The sequence below is a fragment of the Thermomonas flagellata genome (assembly GCF_022419185.1).
Taxonomy (GTDB): Bacteria; Pseudomonadota; Gammaproteobacteria; order Xanthomonadales; family Xanthomonadaceae; genus Thermomonas; species Thermomonas flagellata.
In genome coordinates this window covers 54,711-70,923 of record NZ_JAJOZK010000012.1, presented here as the reverse complement: position 1 = coordinate 70,923, position 16,213 = coordinate 54,711, and the positions used below count along the sequence as shown (strand labels likewise).

Annotated in this window: 9 protein-coding genes and 2 pseudogenes; 5 read left to right on the top strand and 6 right to left on the bottom strand. The window is 70.2% G+C overall.

What is annotated here, in order from left to right; genetic code table 11:
- Positions 1-163: 163 nt before the first annotated feature.
- The 3 genes and pseudogenes from ML340_RS11230 to ML340_RS11220 all read right to left on the bottom strand — a co-directional run.
- On the bottom strand, positions 164-703 hold the full coding sequence (locus ML340_RS11230) for a CPCC family cysteine-rich protein (RefSeq protein WP_240099675.1): 540 nt from the start codon (positions 701-703) through the stop codon (positions 164-166).
- Between the two features lie 12 nt (positions 704-715).
- Positions 716-2,740 carry an HIRAN domain-containing protein gene (locus ML340_RS11225; protein WP_240099673.1) on the bottom strand — a complete coding sequence of 675 codons (2,025 nt, stop codon included), beginning with the start codon at positions 2,738-2,740 and terminating at the stop codon, positions 716-718.
- 274 nt (positions 2,741-3,014) lie between these two features.
- A pseudogene (locus ML340_RS11220) lies at positions 3,015-3,281 on the bottom strand (integrase core domain-containing protein); the annotation flags it as partial.
- 67 nt (positions 3,282-3,348) lie between these two features.
- Here ML340_RS11220 and ML340_RS11215 point away from each other — a divergent pair.
- Positions 3,349-3,492: pseudogene (locus ML340_RS11215) on the top strand (transposase); the annotation flags it as partial.
- A gap of 99 nt (positions 3,493-3,591) precedes the next feature.
- Here ML340_RS11215 and ML340_RS11210 read toward each other — a convergent pair.
- The 3 genes from ML340_RS11210 to ML340_RS11200 all read right to left on the bottom strand — a co-directional run bounded on the left by ML340_RS11210 (position 3,592) and on the right by ML340_RS11200 (position 6,700).
- Positions 3,592-4,215 (bottom strand): DUF3617 domain-containing protein, encoded by a 624-nt coding sequence (locus ML340_RS11210; protein WP_240099671.1) that lies wholly within the window; start codon positions 4,213-4,215, stop codon positions 3,592-3,594.
- Between the two features lie 236 nt (positions 4,216-4,451).
- Entirely contained in the window at positions 4,452-5,969 is a 1,518-nt protein-coding gene (locus ML340_RS11205) for a sulfatase family protein (protein ID WP_240099669.1), read from the bottom strand.
- Positions 5,966-6,700, bottom strand: a complete 735-nt coding sequence (locus ML340_RS11200) for a phytanoyl-CoA dioxygenase family protein (RefSeq protein WP_240099667.1) — start codon at positions 6,698-6,700, stop codon at positions 5,966-5,968. Before ML340_RS11200 ends, ML340_RS11205 begins: the two co-directional genes overlap by 4 nt.
- Before the next feature lie 552 nt (positions 6,701-7,252).
- Here ML340_RS11200 and ML340_RS11195 point away from each other — a divergent pair.
- Genes ML340_RS11195 through ML340_RS11180 form a run of 4 tightly spaced genes read left to right on the top strand, consistent with a single transcriptional unit; the run spans position 7,253 to position 16,138 of the window.
- Entirely contained in the window at positions 7,253-8,374 is a 1,122-nt protein-coding gene (locus tag ML340_RS11195; RefSeq protein WP_240099665.1) for an efflux RND transporter periplasmic adaptor subunit, read from the top strand.
- On the top strand, positions 8,374-11,556 hold the full coding sequence (locus tag ML340_RS11190; protein WP_240099663.1) for a multidrug efflux RND transporter permease subunit: 3,183 nt from the start codon (positions 8,374-8,376) through the stop codon (positions 11,554-11,556). Before ML340_RS11195 ends, ML340_RS11190 begins: the two co-directional genes overlap by 1 nt.
- Entirely contained in the window at positions 11,553-14,717 is a 3,165-nt protein-coding gene (locus ML340_RS11185; protein WP_275672718.1) for an efflux RND transporter permease subunit, read from the top strand. The genes ML340_RS11190 and ML340_RS11185 overlap by 4 nt, the downstream gene beginning before the upstream one ends.
- On the top strand, positions 14,714-16,138 hold the full coding sequence (locus ML340_RS11180; protein WP_240099661.1) for an efflux transporter outer membrane subunit: 1,425 nt from the start codon (positions 14,714-14,716) through the stop codon (positions 16,136-16,138). The genes ML340_RS11185 and ML340_RS11180 overlap by 4 nt, the downstream gene beginning before the upstream one ends.
- The last annotated feature ends 75 nt before the right edge of the window (positions 16,139-16,213 follow it).

Genomic DNA, 16,213 nt, shown 5'->3' with positions numbered 1-16,213 from the left:
CAGCCTGCTTGATGAACCCGATGATCTGTTCCGTGGTGAATCGACTCTTGCGCATGTCCGTCCTCTCTGGATGACGGACTCTACCTAGCTTCGAGTGGTACGGCTTGAGGGGGGCAGGTCAAGATGGCAATAAGCGCATCGTTCATCGCCGGTTATTTCCGTGCTACGGTTTGTTGGTTTTTCCCATCATTTCATCCAATTCAGATTCAACCGCATTACGTAGTTCGAAGTGCGCCCGCCACAAAACATCGATCTCTTGCCACTGATCGTAGCTCTGGGCGAGCGTCTCGCAGCTCATCAGCGCCTCGTACGCGGCACGCAGCCGTCGCTTGGAAGCGATCATGCGCTCATCGAACAGCGTTGCCTCGTTCCAGCGGGAGAAATCGCCCCTCTCTTCGAACGACCAGACACAGCAGGTGATTTCGAAATTCGCCCGCGCCTGCGTCAGGCTGTGGTCGTTCGGCCCGCCCCACGCCTCATCGGCGTGGGGGTCGTCCTGGCCGTCGTCCTCCCAATGGCACAGGCTGCAATAGTCAAAGCCTGCGCGACTGGCGAGCATCGGGTAACCGCAGGCCGGGCAGGTGCAAAGACGCCTGCTATGGTCTGGGTGAAGATCGAAAAAACTGCGGCGGGTATTGAAATCCACACCACGCCACTTGAACCAGCGTTTCTTGATCGTTTCTTGCGAGTCGCGTTTCCCCATGGGACGGCTTCCTCACGCCTGAGCGTCTGTTGCCTTTTCGACCATGAACCCTACCCGCCGCCAGGGCTCGGCATCGAAGTCGATGTCCGTAATGCGGACGATGAGCCGCTCGCCGGCATCGAGGCGTGCGGCGATTTCGACGTTGTGCTCCCGCGGCACATAGCCAAGCTTATACCCCTGCCAGTTGAGGCGCACTGCCTGCGCATCGTGGGGATTGTCGGGTTCGCGCACAAGTTCGAGCGGCTGGCCGGAGGCAAGCTGCGCTTCGATCTTCGGCCCGGCATGGTATTGATAGCCGGCGATATGTGCATACAACAGCACTTCCGGCCCCGGCGGCTGCACGCCGAGCCAACCCAGTACGGCCGCCAACTGGCGTTCGCTCTTGGCATCGAGCCGGGCCAGCCAGTGGCGGCGCGCGTCGTGGCGTGCGACGTCCAGCCGCCCACGCGTTTCCAGCGCCGCCCAGCGCGCCTCCTGCCGCGAAGGCTGGTTGAGCTCACAGGCGACGTTATGCGCCCAGGCGAACATCGCAGCGCTTACCTCTTGGTTGAACGGGCCGCGCAATTGCGCCAGCCGGTATTCGGTGTCGTAGTCGACGTCATCACGGATCGTCGGCCGGTATTGCGCGGTGGCCCGTTCGCCATCGGGCAAATGCAAGGCGAAGATGCGATCGCCGGCCACGCATTCTGGCCAGTAATTCGCCACGCAATGGTTCATCGCTTCGCCTTCATCGATCAGGGCCTCGGGCGTGAGCAATTCTTCGGCGTGGCGGCCTCGGTCTTGCCAGTGGCCGAGAATGGCCGGCAGCCGAAAGCCCTCCGGCGCGTCCCAGCGCTCGGGCACCGGCCGCAGGCGGTGCCAGCGCCTCGACGCCTCCAGCAACCCCAGCAGGCCATGACAGGCGAGCCACCCAGCCGCCAGCCGTCCCATCGGTGGGCCATAGGCACGGTGCAGGCGGCGGGCCGCCATTTCGCGTGCGGCATTGAGAAAATCGCGGCAGTCGGCCAGCGCCGGGTGCAGGTCGCCATATCGGCGCGTCGCCGTCTCCCATGTACGTGACCAGCCGAGACGGAACGCGCCGCGATACACCGCCGGCGGCTGCGGCATGGGATGGCCGTGATCGTTTTCACCGAGCAGCGCAAAGTAATTGGCGAGATACAGTTGCCAGCGCTCGAATTCGGCCAGCGTCGGCCGCTGATTGGCGGGCAGCGCGTCGAGGAGCTTGAGCCAGCCGCGCCGCAGGTTACCATCGCGCACCGGCCACATCTGCGCGCACAGCGGTGCGCGCACGAGACCCTTGGAGATACCGTAATGCCGCGCCAGCGCGCCGGCGAGATCGCGCCCGGCGTCGATGGCCGCCTCGATCGCTGCGTCCTTCTCGCGCCAGGCGTGGCGCTTGCCGTCATGGACATTGGGCGAATGGTGCAGAGTCAAAAGAATCGGCGCGACCAATACAGGAAAGCGGGCGATCGCCTGCATGCGCCGCTCGCGCCGTTCTTCCGGCAAAGCGACGAGGCGGTTGTAGTTGCGCACCGAGGCGAGATAAAGGCGCGGCAGGGGATGCGGTGCCTCGCCGTCGCGCCGCGTGACCGCGGGCGGGTGCGCCTCGCGTTCCAGCGACAGCAATCGTCGCATGATCTCCTCATCGAGACAGGAAAGAAAGCGCCGGTAGCCGGGATCGAAGAGGAAGGCGGCATGGTCTTTCTTCGGGGCCGGCAGTACCGGCGCGGCATAGAGCACCTGCGCCCAGCCGAAGGCCGGGTGTTCGATCTCCCAACGCACGCCGCGTGGATCATCCGCCATGGCTTGCGCCAATGGCGCGATTACCATGTCATCGCCGAGCGCGACCTTCGGCAGGCGGAAGGCCAATACCCGGCCGTCGGCGAGGATCAGCCACAGCCGCGGCTGATCGTCGGCAGGGCCGAACGCACGCCCCGGCAGCCATAGCCGCGCGCGTACCGTGGGCGGCTGTGGCGCGGATGCAGACAAGAACACTGGCGCGGCGGGCGAACCGGCATGAGAGGTATGGGCTTTCATGTCGGCCATTATCCGGCCGGTAAGGCTCAAAGCGTGAGCCTGTCAATCCGCGCGCCGTGCATAGACGGTATAAGCCATCGGGCAGAACCGATGGAAGCGCAGACCGATGCGCACCACGCGGATGCGCAGCGGTTTCCGCTCGGAAAGCCATTGGCGCATGTGCGCATGAGCATTACAGGGCCGCCCCAGACATCTTCCTTCCCAGAAAAGCTTCACGCTCCGCCATCCGTAGCGATGAACCGCCCCGGGAATTCCGGAGACTCGTTGGTGTGAGTCAGGCCGCTTCGGCCAGCTCACTGGATTGTCGATAGTAGGCTGCTTCCGCCTCCGCTGGTGGGACGTACCCGATAGGTCCGAGCAGGCGCTTGTGGTTATACCAGTGCTGCCAGTTGAGCGTGGCCATCTCGACCGCCTCCAGGTTCTGCCAGCTCTGACGTTCGATGACTTCGGTCTTGAACAGGCCGATGATCGATTCGGCCATCGCGTTGTCGTAGGAATCGCCGACGCTGCCAACCGAGGGCTCGATGCCGGCGTCGGCCAGTTGACCTGCCCCCCGCAAGCCGTACCACTCGAAGCTAGGTAGAGTCCGTCATCCAGAGAGGACGGACATGCGCAAGAGTCGATTCACCACGGAACAGATCATCGGGTTCATCAAGCAGGCCGAGGCCGACATGGCGGTGTCGGAGCTGGGCCGACAGCACGGCTTCAGCCCGGCCAGCTTCTACGCGTGGCGTGCGAAGTATGGCAGCATGGTTCCGCTAGCGGCATGTCACCAGTGGAGTTCCAGGGGCGTTGCGCGGAGCGGCGAAGGCGAATGAGTGTCTATGGGACTCTGGTCGGCCCAGTACACGCTACTTGCCGCCGCACATCGCCTGGATGTCCGCGACCTGGCGGTCGATCGAGCGCTCGCAGGCCGCGCGCCCGGACCCACCGCGTGCACACGACGCGCGCGCCTGCCGGATGTCGGGCAGCCTCGCGCGCATCTGCCTGCAGGTGTCGGAATTCTTCTCGAATCCGATCACGCTCTCCTTGGCGGAGCAGGGGCCGAGGTAGCTCATGCGCATGCGCATCGGCGGCTGCCCGGGCTGCTTGAGGTCCTGCACCGTGACCTCATAGCTGCCCGCACCCGCGCGGACCATGGTGTTGCGGATCGCCGTGCCGCTGCTGGGGCAGCGCAGCTCCATCACCGCACGGTTGTCCCCGTCTTCTACCAGCTTGCCACTGCAGTCGCTCTTGGCCCTGGAATCCGCGGCCCAGGCCTTGGCGGCAGTGGTGCAGACGGTCATCCCGCGCATGCCGGCGGCGTTCTGGCGCGCCTCGCGCGGCATCCCGGGCGCGTCCAGCATCTCCATCTTCCACTTGCCGTCGTTCGCCGGGACGCCGCGCATGACCTTGGGCACCGGTACGTCGGCCGCCCATGCCGGGCCCATTGCCGATGCCAACAGCAACGTGAGCACCGCCTTGCCAATCCGCATCTGAAGCCTCCTGTTCAACCGCGATCCGGCAGCGTCGGCGGGGCATGTGCGCGTGTGCCGGATTGCGTGTGCCCCCGCCTGCCGATGCGGAACGCATCACCCGCCGCGCAGCGGCCAACACGCCTCCAAGCCATGCATGCAGCGCAATCGGCGTCGCCATGCGGCTGCGCACAGGCGCCCAACACCGCACGCCGGCGGGTGCGGCGGCCGCCTCCAGGATGCCGGGCGGTGGATGCCTACAGACCGAGGCGGGCGAACTGGTCGGCGGGGGCATCGATCTCGCGCAGGGCCATTCGCAGCACGTCGAGCGCGGCCTGCATGGCGGCGCTACCGGAGAGATCATGCAATTCCTCCGGGTCCTCCTGCAGGTCGAACAGGCGGTCGCCGTCGAACCCGCCCATCGCCCAGAACGGCAGGCGGTCGCCGGCCCGGTAGGGCTGCCGGATGACCGGAATGTCGGAGCCGGGCATGCGGTCCAGCTCCGCGCGCGCATCCGGTGGCGGCAGGCGCAGCTCCGGCCAGTGCGCCACCGGCATCGTCGACCAGCGGTTGGAATACAGCGACAGCGGCGCGTTGCCCGGCACGGGAGCCCGCACCAGCTTGTAGCGGTCGTGGATGAGGTGCATCTCGCGGCCCCAGTAGCCGGAGAGCACCCACTCGCGCACCTGGCGCGCGCGCCCCTCGAGCAGCGGCAGCAACGAGCGGCCATGCGTGCGGTGGCGCGCCTCAGCACCGAACAGGTCGAGCAGGGTCGCGTGGATGTCCACGCCGGTGGTCAAGGCGTCGCAGCGCCCCGGCGCGCGCCCCGGCCAGGCGATCATCAGCGGGATGTGCCCGAGCGGTTCGTAGACCGGCATCGGCGGCTTGCCGAACGCATCGCGCTCGCCGAGGTAGTGGCCGTGGTCGGTGCACACGATCACCGCGGTGTCGTCCCAACGCCCGCTGTCGTCGAGCGCGTCCAGCAGCTTGCCGAACCAGTGGTCGATCATGCTCAGCTTGGCGCCGTAGCAGGCGCGGATCTGCCGCGCCTGGCGCGGCGTGAGCACGCCCTCGCCGACCGCGGCGCGCGCATACGGCGGCCAGATCAGGTGCGGGCCCTGCCAGTCCGGGTCGTACATCGAGGCCCACGGCTCGGGCGTGTCGAACGGCTCGTGCGGGTCGAACTCATCCACGAACAGCAGGAAGCGCTCGTGCGCCGGCGCGTCCTCGCGCAGCCAGCGCGCGGCGGCGGCGAGCGTGCGCGGCCCCGGGAAGTCCGCCTCCCCGCGGAAATGCCCACGCGACCGGTCGTAGTGCTCGCTGCTGCGGTTGAATGCGGGTGCGCCCAGCCAACTCGGGTCGGGCCGGGTGCGCCAGGGATCGCTCTCGTGCCCGCGCTGGTAGTCCCAGGCGGTGAAATCGCAGTGGTAGTTCTCACCGCCGACCTCGAACAGGTGCGGGTGGTCGGTGACCAGCATGGTGATGACCCCGGCGCGGCGTAGCGCGACCGTGATCGGTTCCTCCCAGATCTCGATCGATCCCCATGGTTTCCACGGGAAGTCCAACGCCCCGCACAGCAGGTCGTGGCGGGCCGGCATGCACGGCAGCGAGCCGGCGTAATGGCGGTCGAAGCAGACCGCACGGCGGGCGAAGCGGTCCAACTGCGGGGTGGAGAACTCGCGTCCTCCCCACGCCCCCAGCATGTGCCGATTCAGGCTGTCCAGCAGCACCACCACCGCGTTGCGCGGTCGCGGTCGCGGCGTCGCCTCGCTCATGGGCCAGCGGCGTCGAGCAGGAATTGCCGCTGCGGATCGTCCAGCGGCTGCGGCGGCTGGCCGTCGCGATACGCCATTGCGCCATCGGGGGCGTACTGCAGGATGTAGGCCTTGCGCACGCTGCCCGCGCGCAGGTTCGGCCCGGTCCGGTGCGGTGCCAGCGACGAGAACACCACCATGTCCCCGGCTTGCGCCGGCGCAGGGACGGCATCCGGGACCTCCTGCAGGCACTGCAGGCCGATCGGTGTCATCCAGTGCGCCAAGGTACCGGCGCGATGGCGGCCCGGCGCGATCCAGGGGCATCCGTTCTCGACGTCCGCGTCCACCAGTGGCACCCAGCAGGTGAGGTACTGCTGCGGCTCCACGAAGGTATAGCCGTTGTCCTGGTGCCACGGGAATTCCTGCGGCTTGCCGCTCTTCTTGTAGACCGACTGGTCCCAATAGAGGCGCGCATGCGGCCCGACCAGGGCCCGGCACAGGCCGCGGAAGACCGGATGGCAGGCGAAGTCGCGCAGCAGCGGCGAGCGCGTGACCAGGTGGGTGGTGAAGGTGATCGCGTCGGCGCTGGAGAGCTGCAGGTCGCCGCCCGCTGCGCGCACCGCCTCCTCCTGCGCCTGTTCGAGCGGGTCGATCGCCGCCGTCACCGCCGCCAGGGTGTCGGCGTCGAAGGCGCCGCGCAGCACGAAGTAGCCGTCGCGGTTGAACTGCGCCACCTGCGCGGCATCCAGCAAGCCCCCCGGCTGATACTCCGCATCACGCCAAACGAACCCGCGGTTGCGGGGATGCAACTGCGGAGCTGCGGCCTCGGTCATCTGCGCATGCATGGCAGCCCTTCCTCCCGACCGAGTTCATTGATCGAATGTATAACTAATTTCGAGCGCAGCGTCAATGCGCAGTACAGCAAGTGCTGCCGTGCACGGGAGGGATCACTGGGGGTACAGGCATACACCACGCCACGGCTAGCCCATGCGCCGATCCAAAGCAAGTGCCGATCGCGCATCCGCCTTGCCCGGCCTGCGGGTCAACCCTGCCCGCGCTGCGCCGTTGCGCTCAGGCATCATGCATCCTCCGCCGGGCCAGCACCGGCGCCCCCCTGCAGGCAACGGACTGACATGGCTGCCCCGACCGGATCGCCTCCCGCCACATCCCCATTCCCTTCGCTGTCCCGCCCTGCCCCATGGCGCTGGCTGGCGACGGCGACCTGCCTGCTCGCGCTGGCGGCCTGCCAGCGCGGCGGCGGGCCCGGCGGCCCGGGCGGGCCCGGGAGTCCCGGCAGTCGCGGCATGCAGGGGCCGCAAGCGGTGACCGCCTCGCTGGCCCAGGTGCAGCCGATGCCGGTGTGGCTGACCGCGCTCGGCACAGTGACGCCGCACCGGCTGGTGAACGTGATGCCGCGGGTCTCGGGTCTGCTGGAGAGCGTCGAGTACCGGCAAGGCCAGCAGGTGCGCCAGGGGCAGCTGCTGGCGCGGATCGACCCGCGCCCGTTCGAGGTCGCGGTGCAGCAGGCGCAGGCGCAGGTGGCGCAGACCCAGGCCCAGCTGGCTGGCGCGCAGCGCGACCTCGCACGCTACGAAACCCTGCTCAAGCAGGATTCGATCGCCGAACAGCAGGTGGCCGACCAGCGCACCACGGTGGCGCAGCTGCAGGCCACCTTGAAGGCGAACCAAGCTGCGCTGGCGAACGCGCAGCTGCAACTGGGCTGGACCCGGATCACCGCGCCGGTGGACGGCATCGTCGGCCTGCGCCCGGTGGACGCGGGCAACCTGGTCAACACCAGCGGCGCGGTCGGCGGCGGCAACGGCGCCACCAGCGGCACCGGCACCGCCACCCCGGTCGCGGTGATCGCGCAGGTGCAACCGGTGCAGGTCACCTTCGCGCTGCCGCAGCCGCAGGTGGCGGACGTGCTGGAGGAACTGCATGCCGGGCATGCGGTCACGGTGCAGGCCTGGGACGCGGGCAACAGCCGCCTGCTCGACAGCGGCCGCCTGCTGGCCGCGGACAACCAGATCAACGCCGCCACCGGCACCCTGGCCTTCCGCGCCGAATTCCCCAACCGCGACCTCGCGCTGTATCCCAACGCCTTCGTCAACGTGCGCGTGCTGGTGCGCACCATCCCGGACGCGCTGATGGTGCCGACCACCGCCGTCGCGGTCGGCGCGCCCGGCACCTATGTGTACGTGATCGGCGCCAACGGCAAGGTCGCCCTGCGCAGGGTCGTCACCGGCGGCACCCACGGCGACCTGACCCGGATCACCCAGGGCCTGCGCGCCGGCGAGCGGGTGGTGACCGACGGCCTCGACCGCCTGCGCGACGGCGCCCAGGTCAAGGTGGTCCCGGCGCAGTCCGGCAGCGCGGCCCCGGCCGCGGGCGGCCACCCGTCCGGCAAGCGCCACGGAGCCGGCTGATGCAGGACGCGCACCCGCCGGAGCCGACCGCGCCGGACCCGGAGGCGGACCGCCCCAGCCCGTCGCGGCTGTTCATCCTGCGCCCGATCGCCACCACCCTGCTGATGGTGGCGGTGCTGGTGGCCGGCGTGATCGGCTACCGCCTGCTGCCGGAGGCGGCGCTGCCGGAGGTGGACTACCCGACCATCCAGGTCACCACCCTGTATCCCGGCGCCAGCCCGGAGGTGATGACCTCGGCGGTCACCGCGCCGCTGGAGCGCCAGTTCGGGCAGATGTCCGGGCTCAGCCAGATGTGGGCGGTGAGCTCGGGCGGGGCCTCGGTCATCACCCTGCGCTTCGACCTGGCGCTGCCGCTCGACGTGGCCGAGCAGGAAGTGCAGGCGGCGATCAACGCGGCCGGCAACTTCCTGCCCAACGACCTGCCGCAGCCGCCGATCTACGCCAAGGTCAACCCGGCCGACGCGCCGGTGATCACCCTCGGGCTGACCTCCGACACCCTGCCGCTGACCACCCTGTACGACCTCGCCGACACCCGCCTGGCGCAGAAGCTCTCGCAGGTCTCCGGGGTCGGCCTGGTGACGCTGTCCGGCGGCCACAAGCCGGCGGTGCGGGTCACCGTCAACGCGCGCCAGCTGGCGGCGATGGGCCTGACCCTGGACAGCCTGCGCAGCGCGCTGGCGGCGGCCAACGTCAACGCGCCCAAGGGCAGCATCGACGGCACCCGGCAGAGCTTCACCATCGACGCCAACGACCAGTTGCAGAGCCCGCAGCAGTACCGCGAGCTGATCCTCGCCTACAACAACGGGGCGCCGGTGCGGCTGGGCGACGTGGCCAGCATCGACACCGGCCCGGAGAACGCCTGGCAAGCCGCCACCGTCAACGGCCGGCCGGGCCTGGTCCTCAATGTGCAGCGCCAACCGGGCGCGAACGTGATCGCGGTGGTGGACGCGATCCACGCCCTGCTGCCCGACCTGCAGGCGCAGCTGCCGGGCGCGGCGCACCTGTCGGTGCTGTCGGACCGCACCGTCACCATCCGCGCCGCGATCGCCGACGTGCAGGTCGAGCTGCTGCTGGCGGTGGTGCTGGTGGTGGCGGTGATCTTCGTGTTCCTGCGCAGCGGGCGCGCCACCTTCATCCCGGCCACCGCGGTGCCGCTGGCGCTGGTCGGCACCTTCGCGGTGATGTACCTGCTCGGCTTCTCGATCAACACCCTGACCCTGATGGCGCTGACCATCGCCACCGGCTTCGTGGTGGACGACGCGATCGTGATGATCGAGAACATCGCGCGCTACATCGAGGCCGGCGAGCCGCCGCTGGCGGCCGCGCTCAAGGGTGCCGGCCAGATCGGCTTCACCATCATCTCGCTGACGTTCTCGCTGATCGCGGTGCTGATCCCGCTGCTGTTCATGGGCGACGTGGTCGGGCGGCTGTTCCGCGAGTTCGCGGTGACCCTGGCGGTGGCGATCATCATCTCCGCCGCGGTCTCGCTGACGTTCACCCCGATGCTGAGCGCGCGCCTGCTGCGGCACGTGCCGGAGGAACGCCAGGGCCGCTTCTTCCATGCCAGCGGGCAGCTGTTCGAACGCCTGGCCGAGCGCTACCTGCAGGCGCTGCGCTGGGTGCTCGGCCACCAGCGCATGGTGCTGGCGCTGGCCGGCGCCACCCTGCTGCTGACCCTGCTGCTGTACGCGCTGGTGCCGAAGGGCTTCTTCCCGGTCCAGGACACCGGGCTGGTGCAGGTCAGCACCGCGGCGCCGCAGGACATCTCGTTCGCCGCCATGCGCCAGCGCCAGACCGCGCTGGCGCAGGCGCTGCTGGCGGACCCCGCGGTCGAGAGCGTGTCCTCGGTGGTCGGCATCGACGGGGTCAACACCACCCTCAACACCGGCCGCCTGCTGGTGAGCCTGAAGCCGCTGGCGCAGCGCGGGCTGCGGGTGCAGGCGGTGATCGACCGCCTGGAGCAGCGGGCGGCGCAGGTCACCGGCATCGCGGCGTACTTCCAGCCGGTGCAGGATTTGACCATCGACGACATCAGCGGGCGCTACCCGTACCAGTTCAGCCTGGCCGCCACCAGCCAGGACGGCCTGGCGCAGGCGGTGCACGCCCTGCTGCCGCGGCTGCAGGCGCTGCCGGAGCTGCACGGGGTCACCCACGACCTGCAGGACGCGGGCCTGCAGGCGTACGTGGAGGTGGACCGCACTGCCGCCGCGCGCTTGGGGATCAGCATGGCCGCGATCGACAGCGCGCTGTACGACGCCTTTGGCCAGCGCCTGGTCTCCACCATCTTCACCCAGTCCGCCCAGTACCGGGTGGTGCTGGCCCAGGGCGAGGCCGGCGCGGACGGCGTGCCGCGCGCGCAGGGCCTGGCCGCGTTCGACGGCGTGCAGCTGCAGGCGGGCAACGGCCAGACCGTGCCGCTCACCGCGGTCGCGCGCATCGACCAGCGCCAGACCCCGCTGGCGATCGACCACCTCGGCCAATTCCCGGCCGTGCTGTTCTCGTTCGCGCTGGCCGACGGGGTGTCGCTCGGCAAGGCGGTCGCCGCGATCGAGGGCGCGGCGCGCGACGCCGGGCTGCCGGCCGCGGTCACGCTCAAGTTCCAGGGCGCGGCCAGCGCGTTCCAGGCCGCGCTGTCGAACCAGCTGTGGCTGCTGCTGGCGGCGGTCGCCACCATGTACATCGTGCTGGGCGTGCTGTACGAGAGCTACATCCACCCGGTCACGATCCTCTCCACCCTGCCCTCGGCCGGGATCGGCGCGCTGCTGGCGCTGATGCTGACCGGGCACGACCTGACCGTGATCGCGATCATCGGCATCATCCTGCTGATCGGGATCGTGCAGAAGAACGCGATCCTGATGGTGGACTTCGCGCTGGAAGCCGAGCGCCAGCAGGGGCTGGCGCCGGAGGCGGCGATCCTGCAGGCAGCGCGGCTGCGCCTGCGCCCGATCCTGATGACCACCTTCGCCGCGCTGTTCGGCGCCGTGCCGCTGGTCATCGGCGGCGGCATGGGCGCGGAGCTGCGGCAGCCGCTGGGCATCACCCTGATCGGCGGCCTGCTGCTGTCGCAGGTGCTGACCCTGTTCACCACCCCGGTGATCTACCTCGCGTTCGACCGCCTGTCGCTGCGCCTGCGCGCCTGGCGCGCGCGCCGCGCCGGCGAGGCGCAGGAGCCTTTGGCATGAGCACCCCGAGGCCGCCGGGCCAAATGCCCGGGCAGCTCGCACCGCGGGTGCAGGCGGTCGGCTGGTCGCTGTCGGCGCTGTTCATCCGCCGCCCGGTCGCCACCAGCCTGCTCGCGCTGGCGGTGCTGCTGGCCGGCTTCATCGCGTTCCGGCTGCTGCCGGTGGCGCCGCTGCCGCAGGTGGACTTCCCGACCATCACCGTCAACGCCAGCATGGCCGGCGCCAGCCCGGAGGTGATGGCGGCGACCGTCGCCACCCCGCTCGAGCGCAGCCTGGGCACGATCGCCGGGATCACCCAGATGAGCTCCAGCAGCACCCAGGGCTCGACCCGGATCATCCTGCAGTTCGAGCTGTCCAAGAACATCAACACCGCCGCGCGCGAGGTGCAGGCGGCGATCAACGCCGCGCGCCCGCTGCTGCCGACCGGGCTGACCGGCAACCCGACCTACCAGAAGCTCAACCCCGCCGACGCGCCGATCATGATCCTGTCGCTGACCTCGGCGACGCTCACCCGCGGCCAGATGTACGACGCCGCCTCGACCATCGTGGCGCAGAAGATCTCGCAGCTGCCCGGCATCGGCTCGGTCAGCGTCGGCGGCGCGGCGCTGCCGGCGGTGCGGATCGACCTCGACCTGGCGCGCCTGAACGGGATGGGGATGGCGCTGGAGCAGGTGCGGCAGGCGGTCGCCGCGGCCAACGTCAACGGCCCCAAGGGCGCGATCGACGGGGATGCGCGGCGCTGGCAGGTGGCCAGCAACGACCAGCTGACGCAGGCCGACGACTACCGCCGCATCGTGGTCGCCTACAAGGACGGACGGCCGGTGCCGCTGGACGCGGTGGCGCGCGTGCGCGAGGGCCTGCAGAACGACCAGAACATGGGCCTGGCCAACGGCAAGCCGTCGGTGCAGCTGATCATCTACCGCCAGCCGGGCGCGAACATCATCGCCGCGGTCGAGGGGGTGAAAGCGGCGCTGCCGCAGCTGAAGGCCTCGATCCCGGCCGGGATCGACATGGCGGTCATGTCCGACCGCACCACCACCATCCGCGCCTCGCTGGCCGAGGTGGAGCGCACCCTGCTGCTGGCGGTGGCGCTGGTGGTGCTGGTGGTGTGGCTGTTCCTGCGCGACTGGCGCGCGACCCTGATCCCGGCGCTGGCGGTGCCGCTGTCGCTGGTCGGCACCTTCGCCGCGATGTGGCTGCTGGACTATTCGCTCGACAACCTGTCGCTGATGGCGCTGATCGTGGCCACCGGCTTCGTGGTGGACGACGCCATCGTGGTGATCGAGAACATCATGCGCCACCTCGAGGACGGCGTGCCGCCGCTGCAGGCCGCGCTGCAGGGCGCCGGCGAGGTCGGCTTCACCGTGCTGTCGATGAGCCTGTCGCTGGTCGCGGTGTTCCTGCCGGTGCTGTTCATGGGCGGGATCGTCGGGCGCCTGTTCCACGAGTTCGCGATGGTGCTGTCGGTCGCGATCGGGATCTCGCTGCTGGTCTCGCTCACGGTCACGCCGATGCTGGCCTCGCGCTGGCTGCGGGCGCACGCCGCGGACGCGGCGGCGCGGCCCGCGCGCATGGCGCGCGCGTGGGAGCGCATCCAGGCCGGCTACGCGCGCAGCCTCGGCTGGGCCCTGCGCCACCCGCTGCTGATGCTGGCGGTGTTCCTCGCCACCATCGCCCTGACCGTGTACCTGTACGCGGTGGTGCCCAAGGGCTTCTTCCCGACCCAGGACACCGGCCTGCTGATCGGGCGGATCCAGGCCGACCAGTCCACCTCGTTCCAGCAGATGAGCGGCAAGCTGGAGCGGATCGTCGCGATCGTGCGCGCCAACCCGGCGGTGCAGAACGTGGTCGCGTTCACCGGCGGCGACACTGCCAACAGCGGCTTCATGTTCATGCAGCTCAAGCCGCAGTCGCAGCGCGCCGGCGCGCAGACGGTGATGATGCAGCTGCGGCGCGCGCTGGGGCGGGTGCCGGGCACCCAGGTCACGATGTTCCCGGTGCAGGACATCCGCGCCGGCGGGCGTCCGTCCGCGGCGCTGTACGAATACACCCTGCAGGCCTCCGACCTCGACCAGCTGCGGCAGTGGGAGCCGAAGGTGCTGGAGGCGATCAAGCGCCTGCCCGGCCTGAACGACGTCAACACCGACCAGCAGGCCAGCGGGCTGCAGCTGCGGCTGCAGATCGACCGCGACGCCGCCGCGCGCTACGGGGTGCCGATCGCGGCGATCGACAACGCCCTCAACGATGCCTTCGGGCAGCGCATCGTCTCCACCATCTACGCCCCGCTCAACCAGTACCGGGTGGTGATGCAGGCCGAGCGCGGCTTCCGCCAGGACGCGGCCGCGCTGCAGGGCATCTACCTGGTCAATGCCGGCGGCGAGCGCGTCCCGCTGGCGGCACTGGCGCACTATCGGCTCAGCAACACGCCGCTGGCGGTCAACCACCAGGGCCTGTTCGTCGCCTCCACCATCTCGTTCAACACCGACAAGGGCGTGAGCCTCGGCCAGGTGCAGCAGAAGATCGACGAGGCGATGGCCGCGATCGGGCTGCCCTCGGCGATCCAGGGCGGCTTCCAGGGCACCGCCAAGCTGTTCTCGGACACCATGAAGAACCAGCCTCTGTACATCCTGGCCGCGGTGCTGGCGATCTACATCGTGCTCGGCATGCTGTACGAGAGCACCCTGCACCCGCTGACCATCCTCTCCACCCTGCCGCCGGCCGGGGTCGGCGCGGTGCTGGCGCTGATGCTGTTCGGCGCCGAGTTCTCGATCATCGCCCTGATCGGCGTGTTCCTGCTGATCGGGATCGTGAAGAAGAACGCGATCCTGATGGTGGATTTCGCACTGCAGGCCGAGCGCAGCCACGACCTCGACCCGCGCGAGGCGATCTTCCGCGCCGCCACGCTGCGCCTGCGCCCGATCCTGATGACCACCCTGGCCGCGCTGTTCACCGCGCTGCCGCTGGCGTTCATGACCGGCAACGGCGCCGAGCTGCGGCAGCCGCTGGGCATCGCCATCGCCGGCGGCCTGATCGTCAGCCAGGCGCTGACCCTGTACACCACTCCGGTGATCTACCTCGAACTGGATCGCCTGCGCCGCCGCGGCCTGCACTGGCTGCAGCGGCGCACGGCGGCCGGCCCCACCCAGGAGCGTCCCGCATGAGCCGTCGTCCCGCGCCGCCCCTGCTCGCGGCACTGCTGGCCGCCAGCCTCACCGGCTGCGCCGCCGGCGCGCTCACCCATCCGCCGCTGGACACGCCGATGCCCGCCGGCTACGCCGCGGACGACGCGCAGTGGCAGCCCGCGCAGGATTGGTCGGCGCAGCCGGCGGGCGCGTGGTGGCAGGTGTTCGCGGATCCCGAACTGGAGGCCCTGCAGCAGCAGCTGCAGGCCCACAACCAGACCCTGGCCGCGCAGCTGGCCGCCTACGACCAGGCGCAGGCGGCGGTGCGCCAGGCGCAGGCCAGCTACTGGCCGGCCCTGAACGCCAGCCTCGGCGACACCCGCGCGCGCACCGCCACCTCGGCGGGCGTCAGCGAACAGGCCAGCGCCGAGGTCACCGCCAGCTGGGTGCCCGACCTGTGGGGCAAGGTGCGCGAACAGGTGCGCGCGCAGCGCGCCAACGCGCAGGCCAGCGCCGCCACCCTGCGCAACGTCCGCCTCAGCCTGCAGGCCACCCTCGCCCAGAGCTACCTGCAGCTGCGGGTGGTGGATGCCCAGCGCCGGCTGGCGCAGCAGGCGGTGGACGATACCGGCAAGGCGCTGGAGCTGACCCAGAACCGCTACCGCGCGGGCGTGGCCAGCGCCGCCGACGTCGCCAGCGCGCGCACCGCCTACCTGCAGGCGCAGACCAGCCTGACCGACCTCGGCGTCACCCGCGCGCAGCTGCAGAACGCGATCGCGGTGCTGGTCGGGCAACCGCCCTCGGGCTTCTCGCTGCGCGAACGCGACGCACTGCCCACGATCCCGGCGATCCCGCCCGGCCTTCCCGCGGACCTCTTGCAGCGACGGCCCGACATCGCCGCCGCGCGCGCGCAGGTGGAGGCCGCCAACGCGCAGATCGGCGTCGCCAAGTCCGCCTGGTTCCCCACCCTCACCCTCGGCGGCAGCGCCGGCCACAGCGCCGCGCGCCTGGCCGACGTGTTCTCGGCGCCGGTGCTGCTGTGGTCGCTGGGTCCGCAGCTGGCCGCCAACCTGTTCGACGGCGGCGCCCGCCGCGCGCAGGTGCGCAGCAGCGAGGCCGGCTACCGGCAGGCGGTGGCCAACTACCGGCAGACGGTGCTGGCCGCGCTGCAGGGCGTGGAGAACCAGCTCGCCGCGCAGCGCATCCTCGCCGCCGAGGCCGAGCAGCAGGCACAGGTGGTGCAGGCCGCGGAGGACGCCCTGCGGCTGGCGCAAAACCAGTACAAGGCGGGGCTGGCGCCCTACCTCAACGTGCTCACCGCGCAGTCCACCGCGATCAACGCACGCAACGCCGAACTCACCCTGCGCAACCGCCGCTACGCCGCCGCGGTCGCGCTGATCCAGGCGCTCGGCGGCGGCTGGGGGGACGCCGTGTCCGCCCCACTCCCCGCAGACCGCTGACATCCCGGGCCGGCGCGTAGGCGGATCGCTCCGCCCGCCGCGGGCGCGATTCTCACAGGCCACCGCGATCACCCA

Coding starts and splice junctions, on each gene's coding strand:
- ML340_RS11230 (WP_240099675.1), bottom strand. CDS start 703: ATGGGGAAACGCGACTCGCAAGAAACGATCAAGAAACGCTGGTTCAAG.
- ML340_RS11225 (WP_240099673.1), bottom strand. CDS start 2,740: ATGAAAGCCCATACCTCTCATGCCGGTTCGCCCGCCGCGCCAGTGTTC.
- ML340_RS11210 (WP_240099671.1), bottom strand. CDS start 4,215: ATGCGGATTGGCAAGGCGGTGCTCACGTTGCTGTTGGCATCGGCAATG.
- ML340_RS11205 (WP_240099669.1), bottom strand. CDS start 5,969: ATGAGCGAGGCGACGCCGCGACCGCGACCGCGCAACGCGGTGGTGGTG.
- ML340_RS11195 (WP_240099665.1), top strand. CDS start 7,253: ATGCAGGGGCCGCAAGCGGTGACCGCCTCGCTGGCCCAGGTGCAGCCG.
- ML340_RS11190 (WP_240099663.1), top strand. CDS start 8,374: ATGCAGGACGCGCACCCGCCGGAGCCGACCGCGCCGGACCCGGAGGCG.
- ML340_RS11185 (WP_275672718.1), top strand. CDS start 11,553: ATGAGCACCCCGAGGCCGCCGGGCCAAATGCCCGGGCAGCTCGCACCG.
- ML340_RS11180 (WP_240099661.1), top strand. CDS start 14,714: ATGAGCCGTCGTCCCGCGCCGCCCCTGCTCGCGGCACTGCTGGCCGCC.